The sequence below is a fragment of the Bacteroides sp. NSJ-48 genome (assembly GCF_014287405.1).
GTDB classification, from domain to species: Bacteria; Bacteroidota; Bacteroidia; order Bacteroidales; family Bacteroidaceae; genus Bacteroides; species Bacteroides stercoris.
Map to the genome: position 1 here is coordinate 26,112 of NZ_JACOOD010000010.1, position 20,545 is coordinate 46,656.

The window sequence follows — 20,545 nt, forward strand, 5'->3', positions numbered from 1 at the left end:
AAACTCCACTTTGAGAGTTATGATACGACCCTTTCCTCGATTCTTTCAGAATGTGCAAATTTCAAGTTAAAAGTTTATCTCCTCAAAATTGAATTTTGACACACTCCCTGTTTTCTTCCATAGAGTGGCCTATTTCAGCCCCATTTTTTCCGCCCGTTGCAGCATAAACGCACGGGCAGCTTCATACTCATTGGGAATGACGCCGTCCAATATGGCATCCTTAATAGCACTCTTCAATGCACCCACTTGCTGACAGGGGGGAAGATTGAATGTTTTCATAATCTCTTCACCGCTGACAGGAGGCTGGAAGTTACGGATACGGTCGCGCTCTTCCAAGTCCTTCAGTTTCTGACGCACCAGTTGGAAGTTGTTCAGAAAGCGCTGCTTGCGCTCCATGTTCTTGGAAGTGATATCGGCCTCGCACAAGGTCATGAGGTCGTCTATATCATCGCCAGCCTCAAACAGCAGACGGCGTACGGCCGAGTCGGTCACCACATCATCCGCTATCACTATGGGACGCATGTGCAACCCTACCAGCTTCTGCACGTATTTCATCTTCTCATTCATGGGAAGCTTCATTCTCCGGAAGATATCGGGTATCATCTTCTCGCCGATGAAGTTATGGTTGTGGAATGTCCATCCGGCACGAGGTTCCCAGCGTTTGGTCGCCGGTTTGGCTATATCGTGCAGAAGGGCTGCCCAGCGCAGCCAGAGGTTATCGGTCTTTTTGCTAATATTATCGAGCACTTCGAGCGTATGGTAGAAGTTGTCCTTATGCGCCCTGCCATTACGGGTTTCAACGCCTTGCAAGGCAACCAGTTCCGGGAAGATGAGCTGCAACAGGCCCGAACGGTCCAAGTCTATAAATCCTTTGGACGGAACGGGAGAAAGCAGAATCTTGTTCAGCTCGTCTGCAATGCGCTCTTTGGATATGATGGAGATGCGCTCTTTGTTGCGGCATAAGGATTCGAAAGTATCATCGTCGATATAGAAATTCAGTTGGGTGGCAAAGCGGATACAACGCATCATGCGCAGAGGGTCGTCGCTGAAGGTGATGTCCGGGTCGAGCGGCGTGCGGATGGTCTTCTCCTTCATGTCCGCCATGCCGCCGAAGGGGTCTACCAACTCGCCGTAACGCTGACTGTTCAGGCAGACCGCCAAGGCATTGATAGTAAAATCCCGGCGGTTCTGGTCGTCTTCCAGCGAGCCGTCCTCTACAATCGGTTTGCGCGAGTCGTGCGTGTAGGACTCTTTACGTGCACCCACAAACTCCACTTCCGTACCGTGATACTTCAACTGCGCCGTCCCGAAATTCTTGAAAACAGAAAGATGAGCGCCGCGTCCCAAACGCCTGGCAAGCGCCTCGGCCATTGCAATGCCGCTGCCCACTACTACCACATCGATGTCTTTGGAAGGACGCTGCAGGAATATGTCGCGCACGTAGCCGCCGACTACGTAGCACTCCAGTCCCAATTCATCCGCTGTTTCGGAAATCCGCTTAAATATGCTGTCACTGAAACGCTGCTTCAGTTCTTCTGTCGTCAATTCAATCATTTGTCAATAAATCATTTTGAGGGTGCAAAGATACGGATATTATTTTTTATTTTTGCCCCCACTAACATCAAGAATGAAAATTATGAAGAAAGCAGCATTCCTTGCGTGCCTCTGCTGCACGCTCTTCTCTTGCAGCAATGTAGAGAAAAAAGCAGGAGAGAAACTCCAGGCAGCCCGCGAAGCGTTTGAACGCGGAGATTACAGCGAAGCGAAGATTCAGATTGACAGCATCAAGATACTCTATCCGAAGGCCTTTGAAACACGCCGCGAGGGTATCGGACTGATGCAGCAGGTGGAACTGAAAGAACAGGAGAAAACGCTGGTCTACCTCGACAGTATGCTCCAGGAAAAACAAAAAGAGGTGGATGCCATCAAGAAGAATTATACTTTCGAGAAAGATGCCGAATATCAAAAAATCGGCAATTACCTGCATCCCTCACAAGTGATAGAAAAGAACCTGCACCGCTCTTACCTGCGTTTTCAGGTAGATGAGACCGGAGTGATGAGCATGACTTCCATCTATTGCGGCCCGCATAACATCCATCACCTCGCAGTGAAAGTCACTGCACCCGACGGCAGTTTTGCCGAAACCCCGGCTTCCAAGGACAGCTATGAAACGACCGATTTGGGCGAGAAGATAGAGAAAGCGGACTATAAGCTGGGCGAAGACGGTAATGTAATCGCTTTCCTCAATCTGAATAAAGACAAGAATATCCGCGTACACTATCTTGGCGAACGTTCCTATGCCACTGTCATGACACCGAACGACCGCAAGGCGGTGGCAGCTGTCTATGAACTGGCGCAACTGCTGTCTTCCATCACGGAAATCAAGAAGAATATGGAAGAGGCCAACTTGAAGATTGAGTTCGTGAAACGCAAAATGCAGGAAAGAGAAAGTAAGAAGACGGAGTAACAAATCTGAAGATATGCCGGTTACGCACTATTCAGGGTACTATTTTTAGGTACGGGATTACACGGAATTACGCGGAAAAAGAATAAAATAAATCCGTGTAATTCTGCGTAATCCCGTGCCTAAAAAAACATCAATCACTTCCCAACACTCCTCTCCTATAGATTAGGATTCGCATTCGTCTCCTTTTCCGGAATGGCATACAGATAATACACACTGTTCGGCACAAACTTCGTTCCGTCGGGAAAGGAAGTAAACCAATGACCTTCGGGGTTATATTCCCTATAAGTATCTCCCTGCTGCCAGCAATCGTACGTTTTCTCCGCTTCCTCTTTCGTCAACGGCATGCGTTCTACCGAACGTTGCGTACGGAGAATATCGGTAATGCCGAATCCCTCACCCCACAATTCGCGGCGGCGTTCCAGCAGAATATCATCGACAAGCCGTTCCTGCGTCTTGCCTGCCAGGTCATAATCGGCAAGTCCGCGGGCATTACGCAATGTGTTCAACGGCTTCACAGCTTCCTCCAACCGTCCTTCACGAGCCAGTGCTTCCGCAGCTATCAGATACATCTCGGCGGAACGCATCACAACGATATCACCGGTCTGGTCGGCACGGATGCGGAACTTGCGATAACCCAAATAGCCTTCGCGCATCCACTGGAACAGCTCCAGACGGATATCCCCCGTTTCGAAAATGTCCTTAAAATGCGGATCGGCCATAAAACTGTTATACGCATCGGGAGTCACCACATCAATATAATAGAAATTATAACTGGCGTCGGACTGACTCACAGATTGGGGATGCCCCCACATCCACTCGGTATTGGATATATCGTTAAAGCCCATATACGTTTTGGCATCCGTCATCAAAGTATATCCTTCAGCCGCCTCAAGTGCAGCCCCGGCGGCTTCATTCCATTGTCCGGTAAGCAAACAGGCACGTGCCAGCAATCCGTTGACAACACTTACATCCGGCTTGAACTTGGATTTGTCGTCCGGACGGACATACCCTTCAAGAAGCTCCTTAGCCTTATTCAGGTCTTTGAATATCTGCGTATATATCTCTTCCAGGGTAGCCTTCCCTTTGGGCTCTGTCGTAGAGGCGGTAGGTTCCGTATAAAGAGGAACAGCCGGTGCGGAAGGATCTTTCAGGTAAGTAAACTGGTAGTGCTGAGCCAGATGCAGATAACAGAAAGCCCGCAAAGCGTAGGCTTGCCCCTGGGAATGGCGGAAATCGGCCGTATTATCATCACCGGTCGCGGTAATGGAAATGGCGGTATTGCAATTGTCGATAGTCTTGTACATCAGATACCAGGCAAATGCGGTGCGGTTGTTGGCCGGCATCCCCACATCGTTAAACTGGTAGGATGAGTTGAAACCATACATCGGACGCGACACCACATCGTCCGCCATCATGTCGTCCTGCAACATCAGGGCACGATAGCCGATATTGGCATACGTACTGCTGTACTCAAACAAGTTATACCATGCACCGTTGAAGATACGTCCGGCATTGGAAGGTACGGGGACGATACCCGAATCTACGGCGTCCGTAGGTTTGTTGTCGAGAAAGTCTCCGCTGCACGAGGACAAGACGGATAATAATCCCACTGCGAGGATTGCTGTATTTTTAAGGAAAGTATTCATTGTTAACAGTGATTTAGAATGAAACATTAAGCCCGCCCGAAATGGAACGCATGGCAGGATAACGGTAATAGGTCAGTCCTGTGATGCCCTGCTCCGGGTCCAGTCCCTGATTCTTGGAGAAAGTCAGCAGGTTGTCCGCCTGTACAAAAAGTTGCAGGCTGTTCAGGCTGATTTTCTTTATCAACGGCTGCGGGAAGTTGTAGGACAGCGTGATGTTCTTCATCCGCAGATACGAATTGTTGAACAGATTGCGGGTGGAGTTGGAGTTCCAGTTATTGGACACTGTTTTCAGGGCCGGCACGTCCGTGTAGCGGTTTTCCGGCGTCCAGCGTTTCAGTATCTCGGTAGACCAGGCACGTCCCGGATTGCTTCCGTTGCTCCACAGCATCGTAACGTCACGGTCTACGATATAACCGCCTATGCTGTAGGCAAAGATGGCGGATAACTCAAAACCCTTGTATGAGAAAGCGGTGTTGAACCCGCCATACACCTTAGGGAGCGAGGATTTGTCCACATAGTAATAATCAGCCTGAGCATAGTCATTGGTGGTGGTGCGTCCGGTGATATTGCCCTGCTCATCCTTCACGTTCTTATACCACAGCGGGTCGCCGTTGTCCGGGTCTACCCCTGCCCATTCGCGCAGGTAGAAGTCATAGACCGAACGCCCTTCCTTCAGGCGGGTAACTCCGGTAACGGGCATGTCTTTCAGCGGAAGGTCGGTCACCACGTTCTTGTAGTGCGTAAGGTTGACACCCATACGCCACATAAAATCACGGGTGTGTATGAGCGTTCCTTTGAGGTCTATTTCAAAGCCCGTATTCTTCAATGCACCTATATTCTCGTCCATAGAAGTATAACCCAGGGAAGTTGCCAACGGACGGGAATACAGCAGGTCTTTGGAACGACGCTGGAAGAAATCGAACGAACCGGAGAAACGGTTATCGAACAATGAAAAGTCGATACCTACATTGAGGTTGAGGTTAGTCTCCCATTTCAAATCGGGCGTTGCAAGACGGTCGGACACCAAAGCATTCTCACCTGCCTGTGAAACGATAGAATACAGTCCGCTGCTGGCATAATACGTACCTAAGTTGTCATTGCCCTGCGCGCCATAACTGGCCTTTAAGGTCAGGGCGGAAAGCCAGTCGGCGGTATTCTGCATGAACGCTTCGCGGTCTATGCGCCACGAAGCTCCCAACGACCAGAAATTGCCCCAGCGTGTACCCGGTGCGAAACGCGAGGAACCGTCGCGACGGTAGGAAGCGGAGAAGAAATACTTGCTCCGGTAGTCATATTGGGCATTGATAAGATAGCCTAACAGTGAATAATCGATGCGATAGCCCGTGCCTGCGGTTACAAGCGAACCGACAGCCAGTTCCGGCATATCGGGCACAGCCATGTTGCTTCGTGCCGCCTGCAACACATCGTAACGGTAAGAGTAAGCCTCTTGTCCGGCAAGGATATTGAAGTGATGCTCGCCGAAAGTCTTATCGTAGGTCACGATGTTATTCCATGTCCAGGAGAAGGTACGGGTATATTCGCGGCTTGCTCCACCGCCCGTATTGACGGCAGGACCAATTTTGGGATTGGTATAATCCAGCGTATTGTAGTCTATCAGGTCGAAGTTGAAGCTGGTCTTGAATTTCAACCCTTCAAGGAAAGTGACCTCAAGGAAAGTACGTCCGGAGAACTCGTCCCGCATACGCTCGGATTTATCATTGGGTAAGGTTGCAGGCAGGTTCCAGTTGGCTGTAGCGCCCGACGGCCGGTAGGAACCAAAGTCGTAAATCCGCTTTCCTTCCGAGTCGAGTTTATATGTACCGTCGGCATTCATCTCATACACAGGATAAAAATCGGGCATTAGACGTCCGGCGTTAATGACATTGCTCGTCTTGGCATCGGACGAAACCGGATAGTTCTGTATGGAGTGGGCATAGCTCATATTCACACCGCCACGCAACCAACGGGTTATCTCGCTCGAAATGTTGGAACGCAAGTTGAAGCGTTGGTAACCGGACTCAAGGGCAATACCCTTGTCGTTCAGATAGCCGGCCGAGAAATAGTACTGGTTGGTCTTTCCGCCACCGGAAACATTCAATCCGACTTCCGTACGCAATGCCTGTTGTTCCATTTCCTTCTGCCAATCCACATTCCAAAGCGGAGTAGCGCCGGCAAGCAGTTTGCCGTCCGTACCTACAGGTTGCGGATAGTTGGGTCCGTAGGGATTAGGGCCGCCGCCCATCAGCTTGCCTACCAGGTCTTTCGAGGCTTGGGCGGCTGCGGTCTGCGGAGTATATTTATCCGAATTCAGAGCATATTGGTTGCGCAAAGCTTCCCAATAGAGTTCGAAGTACTGATTGGTTCCGACACGGTCGTAATCGCGGATAGCCCGGTTGGAACCGCCGAAGCTGGCATTGATGCTGACCGTGGTTTTCGAGTCGGTATGTCCCTGCTTGGTGGTTATGATAATGACACCGTTAGCTCCCCGCGAACCGTAGAGAGCAGCCGAAGCGGCATCTTTCAGTACCGTCAGCGAAGCTATATCTTCCGGATTAATGGAGTTGATACTACCGTCGAAAGGGACGCCGTCCACCACATAAAGCGGGGCGCTTGACGCATTGATAGAGCCGATACCGCGAATACGTATTTCGGCATCCGTACCCGGCTGGCCGCTGGGCGCACTTGCCTGAAGTCCGGAAACCGTACCTTCGAGCGCACGCGATACATTGGACACCTGCATCTTGGCAATCTCGCTCCCCTTTACCGTGGAAGCCGCTCCCGTAAAGCTATACTTCTTGGCAGTGGCATAAGCCACCACCATTACCTCATCCAGTTGTTCGCTGTCCGGAAGCAATTCCGCATTGACAACTGTGCGTCCATTGACTTTCTGTTCTGTGGTTTTCAGTCCGATAAAGCTAAAGACCAGCGTACCGTCCGCCGGTACGGTAAGGGTATATTTCCCGTCAACGTCAGTTACCGTTCCGTTGTGAGTACCTTTCACCAATACCGATGCTCCCGGCAAAGGTTCTCCTTCCGACATCACAACGCCCGATACACGGATATCACCGTCTGCAGAAGCCTGTAATGCTGCCACGAAGAATATAAACAGTGATATTAATAAAAAGCGCAGTTTACTATTCATTCCGTTAAATTTTGGTTAGACTTCATTAACAGAAGAATAGAAATTTTGTTCAGAACCTGCTTAATTTTTGTTCAGCATTCTTTTGAGAATTCTTTGTGAGGATGTTTTTCCACAAGCCCTAAGATACAGTTATCTTTTCATTGCGGAAAACCTACCATTCCAGTCGGGGAAGGTAACTGCTCAAGCAGTTGCGCAAGGCGCTCAATGTAATGGGCTTTACCAATACTTCCGAAGCGCCGCTCTTTATGGCATTTTCACGGTCGGCAGAGAAAGCATAGGCCGTTTGCATGATAACAGGCAATGTTCCGCCCTCCCGGCGTATAATTTGCGTAGCTTCCAAACCATTCATTACAGGCATCTTAATATCCATCAGTATTGCATCCGCCTTGTCACGGTATTCACGAAACAAAGAGACAATCTCCTCACCGTTCTTCGCCCACATTATCTCACACTTTCTCCCTATAATAGCCTTTATCAACTTAAAGTTACTATCATCGTCTTCCGCAACAAGGATGAGCGGACGGTAATCTACCGATTGATTATCGATTTCCATAACCTGTATTATTGTTTGTCCGAGACAAAGGTATAAAAAATAATATATTTGCATTATCTTTGCACCTTATTTTTAAAAACGACATAATGATTTCTATTGACGGACTCGCCGTAGAATTCGGCGGCACAACCTTATTCAGTGACATATCCTTCGTAATCAACGAAAAAGACCGTATCGCCCTCATGGGAAAGAACGGAGCCGGAAAAAGTACATTACTCAAAATACTCGCCGGAGTGCGGCAGCCCACCCGCGGCAAAATCTCCGCACCGAAAGATTGTGTCATCGCCTATCTGCCCCAGCATCTGATGACGGAAGACGGACGTACCGTCTTTCAGGAAACGGCACAGGCCTTTGCCCACCTGCACGAGATGGAAGCAGAGATAGACCGCATGAACAAGGAACTGGAGACCCGTACCGACTACGAAAGCGACAGTTACATGGAGCTTATCGAACAGGTGTCTGCCCTAAGCGAGAAGTTTTATGCCATCGATGCCACCAATTACGAAGAGGACGTTGAAAAGGCATTGCTCGGCCTCGGATTCACCAGAGAGGACTTCAACCGCCAGACAAGCGATTTCAGCGGTGGCTGGCGCATGCGCATCGAGCTTGCCAAACTGTTGCTGCAAAAACCTGACGTACTGCTGCTGGACGAGCCTACCAACCACCTCGACATCGAGTCCATCCAATGGCTGGAAGAGTTCCTTATCAACAATGGGAAAGCCGTCATCGTCATCAGCCACGACCGCAAGTTTGTGGATAACATCACGACCCGTACCATTGAAGTGACCATGGGACGAATCTACGACTATAAAGTAAACTACTCCAAATACCTGGAACTCCGCAAAGAGCGGCGCGAACAACAACAAAAGGCATACGACGACCAACAGAAGTTCATCGCCGAAACCAAAGAATTCATCGAACGCTTCAAGGGAACCTATTCCAAAACCCTGCAAGTGCAGAGCCGCGTCAAGATGCTGGAGAAGCTGGTGCTTCTGGAAGTGGACGAAGAAGATACTTCGGCATTGCGGCTGAAATTCCCGCCCTCGCCGCGCTCCGGCAATTATCCGGTGATTATGGAGAACGTAGGAAAGACATACGGCGACCATGTTGTGTTCAAGAATGCCAACCTCACTATAGAGAGAGGCGACAAAGTGGCTTTCGTAGGCAAGAACGGCGAAGGTAAGTCCACATTGGTAAAGTGCATCATGGGAGAAATAGAACACGAAGGAACGCTTACCATCGGACACAATGTACAAATAGGCTATTTCGCCCAAAACCAGGCATCCTTGCTGGATGAGAACCTGACCGTATTCCAAACCATCGACGACGTAGCCAAAGGAGAAATCCGCAACAAGATTCGCGACCTGCTGGGAGCTTTCATGTTCGGCGGACCGGAAGAGTCCATGAAGAAAGTGAAAGTGCTGTCCGGTGGCGAGCGCACACGCCTTGCCATGATTAAGCTGCTGCTGGAACCCGTAAACCTGCTAATTCTGGACGAGCCTACCAACCACCTGGACATGAAGACCAAAGATATTCTGAAACAGGCACTCATGGACTTCGACGGTACACTGATACTTGTGAGCCACGACCGTGACTTCCTGGACGGACTGGTGAGCAAAGTGTACGAGTTCGGCAACAAGCGGGTGACCGAGCACCTGAGCGGCATCTATGAATTCCTTGAAAAGAAGAAAATGGATTCGCTTCGCGAACTGGAACGGTAAACTTTCATTAACTTACTTCCCGCAACAAACAAACAGTTCCTATTGTTTCATTGCCACAAATTCCTAATTACGAATGAAATGAAACAATATGACGCTATCATCATAGGGTTCGGCAAAGGCGGAAAACTGCTGGCTGCCGAACTTGCCAACCGCAACTGGAAAGTGGCAATCATCGAACGTTCTCCGCAGATGTACGGAGGAACATGTGTGAATGTAGGGTGTATACCCACCAAAGCGCTGATTTACGAATCGGAACAGGCCGAACGGCTCTACCGGGACGACTACGGCAATCAGGCCAAATATTATGCACTCGCCATAAGGCGGAAAAACAAGCTCGTATCATTCTTGCGGGACAAGAATCACGAGCGTATCAAGGAGCACCCCAATATTACGTTGTATGACGGTACGGCATCTTTTGTATCCGACGATACGGTAAAGGTCGTCTCGCACGATAAAAAGGAAATTCTCCTTAAAGGAAAGGAAGTTTTTATCAATACGGGAGCTACCCCTATCCTGCCTGCCGTGAAAGGAATCGATGCAAGCAAGCATGTATTCACCAGCGAAACGCTACTCCAACAGAGCAAACTTCCCGGACGCCTGCTCATTCTTGGCGCCGGCGCTATCGGAATGGAGTTTGCCACCATGTATGCGGGGTTTGGAAGCAAAGTCACGTTATTGGAAACGGGCAGCCGCTTTATGCCCAAAGCCGACCGGGACATTGCGGAATCCATGCTGGAATCTCTGAAAAGGAAAGGCATCGAGATACGTTTGAACGCCTACGCCCTGTCCGTATACGACACTGCCGATGGCATAACATTGACCTATACGGACAATTCCGACGATACCCCCTATTTTTGGGAAGGAGACGCACTGTTGCTTGCCACCGGACGCAGACCGATGACCGACGGCCTCAACCTGCACGTAGCCGGCATACGAACCGACACCCGGGGAGCTGTCATCGTCAATGAACATCTTCAGACCACCGCCCCGCATATATGGGCTATGGGAGACGTAAGAGGCGGAGCCTTGTATGATTATTTATCCCTGGATGATTTCCGCATTATCACCAACCGGTTGTTCGGCAATAAAAAGCGAAAGACCGATGACAGGATTCCGGTTCCATACGTCATTTTTACAGATCCGCCGTTGGCGCATATCGGCATGACCGAAGAGGAAGCCGTAAAACGCGGTTATTCGCTTCAAGTGTCCCGGTTGCCGGCTGCCGCCATACCGCGTGCCCGTACCTTGCAGCAGATAGACGGTATGATGAAAGCCATTGTCAATGCACATACGGGACGCATAATAGGCTGCACCCTGTTTTGTATCGATGCGCCCGAAGTCATCAATTTAGTATCGCTTGCCATGAAGAATGATTTGCATTACAGCATTCTGCGGGATTTCATCTTTACGCATCCCAGTATGAGCGAAGGATTAAATGATTTATTCAAGGCTTTTTAGCATCTTGGGTTTGGCAGTTAAGTGATTAACTTCTATCTTTGCGACCAATCAAAGAGAGAGGGATGAAAACGAAAAGGTACATTGCATACTTTCTGTTCTTCATCAGCATGATTATGCTGATAGTACCTGTCATTCCCCATCATCACCACGAAGACGGCATAATCTGCATGAAAAACGACCTGCCGTCCGACGGGTGCTGCCAGCATCAGGGCCCTTGCAGCGAACATTGCTGCTGCGACACCGGATGTATGACCACCCATTTCTTCCAACAGACACCCAACTCGGACAACAGTAACCTACATCCGTGTTTCGTGTGGGTGAACACATTATTTACCGAACCGCTTCTCAAGCTCCTGGCTCTGCCCGAGGAAACGGGTATCAGGCAAGAGTTTGTCTACCTGGAATCTCTTCACGGCACGTTCATCACACGTGCCACAGGGCTTCGTGCGCCCCCTTCCGTCCTTGCTTGACCGATAGTTGCCGGAAACGGTTCTCCTGCCGGCACAGGAATGTATGCAACCCGGTTACACCGACCATTCCCTAATTTTGCATTTCTAAACAAGTAAGGACAAAAACAATTATCATGAAGAAAATTCTATTCATGGGAGTCATAGGATTATTCCTGTTAGGCTCCTGCAACAGCAAGTCCGGTGAAGGACACAATCACGAAACGGAAGAACACGCCCATGCGGGACATGACCACGAAGGGCACAACCATGAAAACGAAGGCCCCGGCCACCACCATGACGACGGACACCACCACGGTGGGGAAGCCGCTGCCGCACATAGCGACGAAATCATATTGCCCCCGGCCAAGGCGCAGGCTGCCGGAGTAGCCGTAAGCACCATCGAACCGGGCGTTTTCAATCAGGTGATTAAAACCAGCGGGCAGGTTATGGCCGCACAAGGCGACGAAAGCGTTGCCGTAGCTACCGTAGCAGGTGTCGTTTCTTTTCACGGAAAAGTCATAGAGGGCATGAGTGTTGGCAAAGGTACTCCCCTCGTGGTGCTGTCGTCCAAGAATATGGCGGACGGCGACCCCGTACAAAGAGCGCGCATCGCTTACGAAACAGCCCGAAAAGAGTATGAACGGATGAAAGAACTTCTCCCCAATAAAATCGTTTCGGAGAAAGACTTTGCTCAAGCCCGACAGACGTATGAGAATGCCCGTATCAGCTATGAAGCCGTTGCCAAGAACCATTCGGCCCAAGGGCAGGCGGTAACCTCTCCCATCAGCGGATACGTGAAAAACCTGTTGGTAAAGGAAGGCGATTATGTAACCGTGGGACAGCCGCTCGTAAGCATCACTCAAAACCGCAGACTGTTCCTGCGCGCCGATGTTTCGGAAAAATATTATCCGTATCTCCGCACCATCGGTTCCGCCAACTTCTGCACTCCCTACAACAATAAGGTATATACACTGAAAGACCTGAACGGTCGCCTGCTCTCTTACGGAAAGGCATCGGGCGACAACGGTTATTATGTGCCCATCACTTTTGAATTCGACAACAAAGGGGATATCATTCCCGGCTCATTTGTCGAGATATTCCTGCTCTCCTCGCCTATGGAGAATGTTATTTCGCTCCCCCATACGGCTCTGACCGAGGAACAAGGCAGCTTCTTCGTATACCTGCAAGTGGATGAGGAAGGATACAAGAAACAACTGGTCACTCTTGGAGCCGATAACGGCGAACGGGTACAAATCCTTTCCGGAGTCAAGGCAGGCGACAAAGTGGTGACTCAAGGCGCTTATCAGGTGAAACTTGCAGGCGCTACCAATGCAATTCCGGCACATAGCCACGAACACTAAACAGTACAGTCATGTTAAACAAGATAATACATTTCTCTCTTCAGAACCGCATACTGGTGCTGGTGGCATCGGTACTGCTGCTGATAGGCGGTACGTATACCGCAATGCACACGGAAGTGGATGTGTTTCCCGACCTGAATGCGCCAACCGTGGTTATCATGACCGAAGCCAACGGTATGGCAGCCGAGGAAGTGGAACAGTTGGTTACTTTTCCTGTTGAAACGGCTGTAAACGGTGCTACGGGAGTACGCCGGGTACGTTCTTCTTCCACCAACGGGTTTTCCGTTGTATGGGTTGAGTTCGACTGGGAAACGGATGTCTACCTGGCACGCCAGATTGTAAGCGAGAAACTGGCCGTTGTCAGCGAGTCCCTTCCCTCCAATGTAGGCAAGCCTACGCTTGGCCCGCAATCGTCTATCTTAGGCGAGATGCTGATTGTAGGACTTACCGCCGACTCGACTTCCATGCTCGACCTGCGCACCATAGCCGACTGGACTATCCGTCCGCGCCTTCTTTCTACCGGCGGCGTGGCGCAAGTTGCCGTACTGGGCGGCGACATCAAAGAGTATCAGATTCAACTCGACCCGGAACGGATGCGGCATTATGGCGTAACCCTTACCGAAGTGATGAACGTTACGCGTGAAATGAATCTGAACGCCAACGGCGGAGTGCTTTATGAATACGGAAACGAATACATCGTGCGCGGTGTCATCTCCACCGACCGGGTGGAGCAACTGGCAAAGGCTGTTGTCAAATTGCAGGACGGCAGTGCCCAGCCAGCAACTTCCAATGCTCCGTATTCCGCTTCCCCCATTTTGCTGGAAGACATTGCCGATGTACGTATCGGAGCCAAACTGCCGAAGCTGGGTACGGCTTCCGAACGCGGCAAACCCGCCGTGCTGCTGACCGTAACCAAGCAACCCGCCACAAGCACGCTTGAACTGACCGACAAACTGGAAACATCCCTCAAGGACTTACAGAAGAACCTACCACCCGATGTAAAAGTCAGCACCGATATTTTCAGGCAAAGCCGCTTTATAGAAAGTTCCATCAGCAACGTACAGAAATCACTGTTTGAAGGCGGTATATTCGTTGTTATCGTACTGTTCCTGTTCCTTGCCAACGTACGAACTACCGTAATCTCATTGGTGACGCTTCCCTTATCGCTGATAGCTTCGCTGCTGGCGTTGCACTATATGGGATTCACCATCAACACAATGAGCCTCGGCGGTATGGCTATCGCCATCGGTTCGCTGGTGGACGATGCCATTGTCGATGTGGAGAACGTGTACAAACGCTTGCAGGAGAACCGGATGAAACCGGAAGCGGAACGCCTGCCGATACTGGAAGTTGTATTCAACGCTTCCAAAGAAGTGCGTATGCCTATCCTGAACTCCACGCTCATTATCGTGGTAAGCTTCGTTCCTCTGTTTTTCCTGAGCGGCATGGAAGGCCGTATGCTTGTACCTTTGGGCATTGCCTTCATCGTGGCATTGGCAGCTTCTACGGTTGTGGCACTGACGGTGACACCTGTATTGTGCTCCTACCTGCTGGGCAAAGAAAAGATAAAAGACGAAAAGCGTTCCACCGGCGATTCGCCCGTAGCACGCAAGATGAAAGAGTGGTACGGTGCAGCGCTTGCTTTTGTGCTGGGTCATAAGAAGAGCGTATTGGGCGGAACCATCGGTCTGTTTGCAGTGGCGCTTGCCTGCTTCTTCACATTGGGACGCTCGTTCCTGCCGCCGTTCAACGAAGGTTCGTTCACAATCAACATATCATCCTTGCCGGGCATTTCACTGGAAGAGAGCGACAAGATGGGACATCGTGCCGAAGAACTACTGCTTTCCATCCCCGAAATACAAACCGTAGCCCGCAAGACGGGACGTGCCGAACTGGATGAACATGCCTTAGGCGTGAACGTATCGGAAATCGAAGCTCCGTTCGAGCTGAAAGACCGTTCGCGCAGCGAGCTGGTGGCCGATGTACGTGAAAAGCTGGGTACAATTGTAGGCGCCAATGTGGAAATCGGCCAGCCTATCAGCCACCGTATCGATGCCATGTTGTCGGGTACGAAAGCCAATATAGCCATTAAACTGTTCGGCGACGATTTGAACCGCATGTTCGCTTTGGGCAATGAGATAAAGAATACCATTCAGGACATTCCCGGCATTGCCGACCTGAACGTGGAGCAACAGATTGAACGTCCGCAGCTTATCATCGCTCCCAAACGGGAAGTGCTTGCCAAATACGGCATCTCCTTGCCGGAGTTTTCGGAGTTTGTCAACGTATGCCTTGCCGGCGAAACCGTATCCCAGGTATATGAAAAAGGAAAAAGTTTCGACCTCACCGTACGCGTAAAGGATGATTTGCGAGATGAGATGGAAAAGATACGTAACCTGATGCTCGATACCGGCAACGGACAAAAGATACCGCTGAACTATGTAGCGGAAGTACGCTCGGCAATGGGACCTAACACTATCAGCCGCGAGAACGTGAAACGGAAAATCGTAATCTCCGCCAACGTTGCCGACCGCGACCTGCGCAGCGTGGTAAACGACATACAAGAGCGTGTGGACGCCTCGGTAAAACTGCCGGAAGGCTATCACATCGAATACGGTGGCCAGTTTGAAAGCGAACAGGCTGCAAGCCGCACGCTGGCTTTGACTTCATTCATGTCTATCGTAGTGATATTCCTGCTGCTATACCATGAGTTCCGTAGCGTAAAGGAAAGTGCGATTATCCTTATCAACCTGCCTTTGGCACTGATTGGCGGTGTATTCGCCCTGCTCGTCACAACGGGCGAAGTCAGTATTCCGGCTATCATCGGCTTTATCTCGCTCTTCGGTATCGCCACCCGAAACGGCATGCTGCTCATCAGTCATTACAACCACTTGCAGCAGGAAGAGGGATACGGTGTGTACGACAGCGTGATACGCGGTTCGCTGGACCGTTTGAATCCTATCCTGATGACGGCACTGTCCAGTGCGCTTGCATTGATTCCGTTGGCACTCAGCGGCGACCTGCCCGGTAATGAAATACAAAGTCCCATGGCAAAAGTTATTCTGGGCGGATTGCTGACTTCCACTTTCCTGAACGGTTTCATCATTCCGATTGTTTACCTGATGATGCACGGAAAGAAAGAAGAGATGTACCCGTAATGACCGGACAGCCATCCCGTTATAACGATCAATAAAAAACTTAATAACAGAAGATATGAAGCAACTATTTATATTCACCGCCACCATCCTCGCCTGCATGGGGATGAGGGCGCAGGAAACCGGCATTGACTCCGTGCTTCGCCAGATAGAAGCCAACAACAAGGAGTTGCAAGCCAATGCACAACTTATCTCATCACAGAAGCTGGAGAGCAGGACCGAAAACAACCTGCCTGATCCCACCCTCTCATACGCCCATCTCTGGGACTCTAAAAACAGCAATGAAACCGTAGGGGAAATGGTGGTTTCCCAAAGCTTCGACTTTCCCACCTTATACATAACAAGAGGAAAGATGAACCGTCTCAAAACCGGAGCACTGGATGCACAGGCTGCAACCATGCGCCAGCAGATATTGCTGCAAGCCAAAGAAGTGTGCCTGGACATCATCATGCTGCAACACCAGCAGGAGTTGCTCGATGCACGGCTGAAGAATGCAGAGGAGCTGGCTGCCATGTATGCCAAACGGCTGGCTACGGGAGATGCCAATGCCCTGGAAACAAATAAAATCAATCTGGAACTGTTGAATGTACGTACCGAATCGCGCATGAACAGTACTGCCCTGAACAATAAAATCAAGGAACTGCTGGTACTGAACGGCAACCAGCCGCTTACTCCCGGACGTCCTTTCCCCGACGGCCCCGCCGTACCTACCGCCAAAGCCCTCGGACTGACGGACTATCCCCTGGTTCCGTTGCCAACCGATTTCCATCGGGTATGCAGCGAACAGCTTGCCGCCGCTCCCTCTCTGCAATCATTCGACAGCGAAAGCGCTGCAGCCCGCAAGTCCATTTCAGCAAGCAAGCAAGGGTGGCTGCCGAAACTGGAGTTGGGCTATCGTCGCAATACCGAATCGGGACATCCGCTGAACGGTGTTGTCGTAGGCTTCTCTTTCCCGCTGTTTTCAAATAAAGGAAAAGTGAAGATAGCCAAAGCCCAAGCCATGAACATCGACTTCCAGAAAGATAATGCAAGAGTAAAAGCAAGCTCCGAATTATGGCAGCTCTACGAAGAAGCCCGTAACCTGGACGCTTCCATGCAGGAATACAAACGGACCTTTCAGGAACAGCAGGACCTGACTTTACTGAAACAGGCTCTTGTAGGCGGACAAATCAGTATGATAGAGTATTTCGTCGAAGTTTCGGTCGTTTACCAAAGCAAAACAAATCTCCTGCAACTGGAAAACCAATACCAGAAAGCAATGGCGCGGATATATAAGAACGAACTGTGATGAAGGTGGAAGCAAGTCAAGAATGCACTTTCACCACCGTCTCCGGCAAATAGCCGCTACGGATACGCCACTCCTGCGGATAAAGATTATTGGCACGGTTACCTATATTCTTGACAAATCCGAGAGGCACATGCTTATATGTCAGCAAAACAACTCCGCGAGGGGCTGCATCCGAAAGGGTGACAGCCTCTTTGCGTAAATAGGCAATGGCCTGTTCATACGATATTTCTTCACAAGGGAAAGCATCCGATACCAATATCCCGCTCACAGCCAAGGCATGACTGGGAATCCAATCCTTACCTTTCTGTCCGGCAATCTCCAATCCAGCCTGTACAATACGTAAAGACGACTGCAATGCAGACAGTTCCGGAAGATAACATTTTGGGAAAGCGCTGACATTGCCGCCTTTCTGGATAAACTCATACTTATCCGCAGTAAAAATCCACTTCTGTAATATCGCAAGCTGCTCTTTGGAAAGTCCCGGAGTTTGCTTCCCTTTTCCCTGGACTTTACGTCCCTTTTCCCTAGACTTTTCTACTCTAAGCCCTGGAGTTTCAGGAGCAATTGCCAGGGAAATGAGTTGCTTATCCCCGGAGTTTCGGACGCTCATGCCCGGCTTCCGGAGAACTGCCAGAAAGAAGCCCTCTCCCTGTGTCTTATGAGGCAGGAAACGATAAACGGAAAAGGATTCTCCCTGCAACAAGTTACCCGTTATATTCCACTCTTCCGCAACATCGAGCGGAAGCACCTCTGCACCGAATTCATCCCTTATCCAACGGATGTTTTCTTCATTTTCCTTTGTGTTATAAGTACAAGTGCTATATATCAGTATGCCGCCCGTTTTCAGACAAGGCCAGATATCCGCAATAATCCTCCGCTGCCGCTGCCGACAGATTTCCACATTCTCCGGGCTCCACTCGCTTATGGCAACAGGGTCTTTGCGGAACATACCCTCACCGGAGCAGGGCACGTCCGTCAATATCACGTCGAAGAAATCTTCCAAAGGTGTAAAGTCCGACGGGTCGCTATTGGTAACCACCACATCGGGATGCCCCCACTTGGTCAGATTCTCGGCAAGTATCTGAGAACGGTTGCGGATAACCTCATTGGCTATCAGCAAACTATTGTCGGGAAGGAGGCTTCGGATATGCGTCGACTTACCGCCCGGAGCGGCGCAAAGGTCGAGCATCACTACCGGTTCCTCACCCATATACTGCTTCAGAGCCTGCTCAACAAACATGGACGAAGCTTCCTGTACATAATAACAGCCCGCATGGAACAAAGGATCGAAAGTAAATGTCGGGCGTTCTTCCAGGTAAAAACCGGAAGTGCACCAGGGAACGGCATGTTCTCCGGAGCGGAAAGCAAAAGGTTTCAGCGGATTCAACCGGATGCTGACGGATTGCTCCGACTCCAAAGAAGTCACTAATTCCTTATAATCCTCATCTCCCAAAAGAGTGCGGGTATAGTCTGCAAAAGAAACGGGTAGTTCCATAGGTTTTACTTTTTAAATACGCAAAGGTAGTATAAATATTTTGCGGTCGATAATAGCTTTTCTAAAAAAAATGTCGTCTCTTTGCAACTTTCCAAGCAAATGGGTACGTCTAACACACAAAGAAACCTATAAAAACAAAAAACAGCATGATTATGAAACGCATTATCTTTGCACTGACAACCGCCTTAATGCTTTGCACATTGGCACAAGGAAAGAACCGGACCGTTACGGAGAATGACAGTCTGGGAAACAAACAAAGAGTCATAGAATTGAAGGATACCGTGATTGACGGAAAAGCCGTTACGGACACCCTTAGCATCATGACTTACGAAAACAGTTCAAACAGTAACTCAGAAAGTGACAATGATTACAAGCATCATAGCAGTGCTTACGATTTCGGCTGGAATATCGGACATGCCACGAGAGACGCAGTCATTGCGATTACAGCCATTGTGTTCGTTTTCGGCTTTCCTTTAATCATCGTATTCATCATCTTTTTCTTCCGCTATAAAAACCGGAAAGCCAAATATCGCCTGGTGGAACAAGCATTAGCCAGCGGACAACCGCTGCCGGAAAATCTGTTTAAAGAAGCCGATTCGACAGATATCCGCAGTAAAGGAATCAAGAATGTGTTCGTCGGTATCGGGCTGTTCATATTCCTCTGGGCCATTACCGAAGAATTCGGACTTGGCTGCATAGGCCTGCTTGTCATGTTCACAGGCTTCGGACAGCTCGTCATCTACTATACGCAGCAAGACAGAGTTCCTAAAAGCAATGATAAATCCGATAATGCAAGAACCGTCTTTCCGGAAAAGAATGCAGAAAAATGAGTCAGCTCAATGATATATCGTTAGTCGCACAGGTCGTGGTGTTTCGCAACACCAGGGCCTTCGACCGGTTAGTAGGAAAGTATCAGTCGTCCGTACGGCGTTTTTTTCTGCACCTGACTTGTGGCGACAGCGAATTGAGCGATGACCTGGCGCAAGATACATTCATTAAAGCATACACAAATCTCTCCTCATTCAAAAACCTGTCCAGTTTCTCCACCTGGCTATACCGTATTGCTTATAATGTATTTTATGATTATCTTCGCACCCGTAAGGAGACCGACAGTCTGGAAACACGCCGGGTAGACGCTCAATACAGTACGCAGCAGAACGACATAGGGCGGCACATGGACATTTACCGTGCGCTGAATATGCTGAAAGAAACGGAACGGACCTGTATCACTCTTTTTTATATGGAAGACCAAAGTATAGAAAAGATTGCAGACATTACCGGCTACCCGACAGGAACAGTAAAAAGCCACCTGTCGCGGGCCAAAGAAAAAATGGCTACCTACTTAAAACAAAATGGTTATGACGGAAAACAATGATAAACTCCTGATTGATTTCTTTGCCGAAAACCGGCAAGAAATACCCGACAATGGCTTCACCCGCCGTGTGATGCGCCATTTGCCCGACCGTACCCGACGGATTTCACAAGTATGGGTTACGTTCTGTTTCACGCTGGCATTAGTGCTGTTCTTTGTTTTCGACGGATTGCAACAGGTATTGGGTACACTTCGTGAAACACTCACCGCCGCTGCCCAAAGCGGAGTCACCGAACTTGATCCCAAATCTTTATTGGTTGCGGGCATAGTATTACTCTTCCTGCTCTATCGCAAAATATGTTCATTGGCTTAAACGCTTTGGAAATCGCAAACGGTAATTTCCTCATAGAATAAATAAACTTCCTTACAGAACAATACAATCAACCCCTACCTTGTTAATAAAAGGTAAGGGTTGATTTTTTTATAAACAAATGAACA

The 20,545-nt window shown here is 49.7% G+C and carries 15 protein-coding genes; 10 read left to right on the forward strand and 5 right to left on the reverse strand.

Going from position 1 to position 20,545, the window contains the following annotated elements; all coding sequences use genetic code 11:
* Positions 1-129: 129 nt before the first annotated feature.
* Positions 130-1,554: a CCA tRNA nucleotidyltransferase gene (locus H8S52_RS06585; protein ID WP_005657121.1), complete on the reverse strand. Its 1,425-nt coding sequence runs from the start codon at positions 1,552-1,554 to the stop codon at positions 130-132.
* Positions 1,555-1,636: 82 nt separating this feature from the next.
* Here H8S52_RS06585 and H8S52_RS06590 point away from each other — a divergent pair, with 82 nt between their 5' ends.
* Positions 1,637-2,467 (forward strand): hypothetical protein, encoded by an 831-nt coding sequence (locus tag H8S52_RS06590; RefSeq protein WP_181989557.1) that lies wholly within the window; start codon positions 1,637-1,639, stop codon positions 2,465-2,467.
* 155 nt (positions 2,468-2,622) lie between these two features.
* Here the strand turns inward: H8S52_RS06590 and H8S52_RS06595 are convergent, their stop codons facing one another.
* The 3 genes from H8S52_RS06595 to H8S52_RS06605 form a co-directional block, all read right to left on the reverse strand.
* The gene (locus H8S52_RS06595) at positions 2,623-4,113 is read right to left on the reverse strand and encodes a RagB/SusD family nutrient uptake outer membrane protein (RefSeq protein ID WP_117917606.1); all 1,491 of its coding nucleotides are present in this window, start codon (positions 4,111-4,113) and stop codon (positions 2,623-2,625) included.
* Between the two features lie 13 nt (positions 4,114-4,126).
* Positions 4,127-7,255: a TonB-dependent receptor gene (locus H8S52_RS06600; RefSeq protein ID WP_016661772.1), complete on the reverse strand. Its 3,129-nt coding sequence runs from the start codon at positions 7,253-7,255 to the stop codon at positions 4,127-4,129.
* A gap of 151 nt (positions 7,256-7,406) precedes the next feature.
* The gene (locus H8S52_RS06605; RefSeq protein ID WP_117906882.1) at positions 7,407-7,808 is read right to left on the reverse strand and encodes a response regulator; all 402 of its coding nucleotides are present in this window, start codon (positions 7,806-7,808) and stop codon (positions 7,407-7,409) included.
* Positions 7,809-7,894: 86 nt separating this feature from the next.
* On the opposite strand from H8S52_RS06605, the gene H8S52_RS06610 reads away from it, so the two are divergent.
* The 6 genes from H8S52_RS06610 (at position 7,895) to H8S52_RS06635 (ending at position 17,240) form a co-directional block, all read left to right on the forward strand.
* Positions 7,895-9,529 (forward strand): ABC-F family ATP-binding cassette domain-containing protein, encoded by a 1,635-nt coding sequence (locus tag H8S52_RS06610; RefSeq protein WP_060385443.1) that lies wholly within the window; start codon positions 7,895-7,897, stop codon positions 9,527-9,529.
* Between the two features lie 78 nt (positions 9,530-9,607).
* Positions 9,608-10,987: an FAD-dependent oxidoreductase gene (locus H8S52_RS06615; protein WP_186909510.1), complete on the forward strand. Its 1,380-nt coding sequence runs from the start codon at positions 9,608-9,610 to the stop codon at positions 10,985-10,987.
* A gap of 62 nt (positions 10,988-11,049) precedes the next feature.
* Positions 11,050-11,457, forward strand: a complete 408-nt coding sequence (locus tag H8S52_RS06620) for a DUF6769 family protein (protein WP_016661773.1) — start codon at positions 11,050-11,052, stop codon at positions 11,455-11,457.
* A gap of 113 nt (positions 11,458-11,570) precedes the next feature.
* Positions 11,571-12,797, forward strand: a complete 1,227-nt coding sequence (locus H8S52_RS06625; protein WP_186909511.1) for an efflux RND transporter periplasmic adaptor subunit — start codon at positions 11,571-11,573, stop codon at positions 12,795-12,797.
* 11 nt (positions 12,798-12,808) lie between these two features.
* Positions 12,809-15,955 carry an efflux RND transporter permease subunit gene (locus tag H8S52_RS06630; protein ID WP_186909512.1) on the forward strand — a complete coding sequence of 1,049 codons (3,147 nt, stop codon included), beginning with the start codon at positions 12,809-12,811 and terminating at the stop codon, positions 15,953-15,955.
* 55 nt (positions 15,956-16,010) lie between these two features.
* Positions 16,011-17,240, forward strand: coding sequence for a TolC family protein (locus H8S52_RS06635; RefSeq protein ID WP_186909513.1), 1,230 nt, complete (start codon positions 16,011-16,013; stop codon positions 17,238-17,240).
* 16 nt (positions 17,241-17,256) lie between these two features.
* Here H8S52_RS06635 and H8S52_RS06640 read toward each other — a convergent pair whose 3' ends face one another.
* A complete protein-coding gene (locus tag H8S52_RS06640; RefSeq protein WP_186909514.1) occupies positions 17,257-18,735 on the reverse strand; it encodes an rRNA cytosine-C5-methyltransferase in 1,479 nt (492 codons plus the stop codon).
* A 146-nt stretch (positions 18,736-18,881) separates the two neighbouring features.
* On the opposite strand from H8S52_RS06640, the gene H8S52_RS06645 reads away from it, so the two are divergent.
* From H8S52_RS06645 to H8S52_RS06655, 3 genes are read left to right on the forward strand one after another with little or no spacing between them, the layout of a single operon-like run.
* Entirely contained in the window at positions 18,882-19,565 is a 684-nt protein-coding gene (locus H8S52_RS06645) for a DUF6249 domain-containing protein (RefSeq protein ID WP_186909515.1), read from the forward strand.
* Positions 19,562-20,110, forward strand: coding sequence for an RNA polymerase sigma factor (locus H8S52_RS06650; protein WP_186909516.1), 549 nt, complete (start codon positions 19,562-19,564; stop codon positions 20,108-20,110). The genes H8S52_RS06645 and H8S52_RS06650 overlap by 4 nt, the downstream gene beginning before the upstream one ends.
* Complete coding sequence (locus H8S52_RS06655) at positions 20,094-20,420, forward strand: DUF5056 domain-containing protein (RefSeq protein ID WP_060385434.1); 327 nt, start codon at positions 20,094-20,096, stop codon at positions 20,418-20,420. The genes H8S52_RS06650 and H8S52_RS06655 overlap by 17 nt, the downstream gene beginning before the upstream one ends.
* The last annotated feature ends 125 nt before the right edge of the window (positions 20,421-20,545 follow it).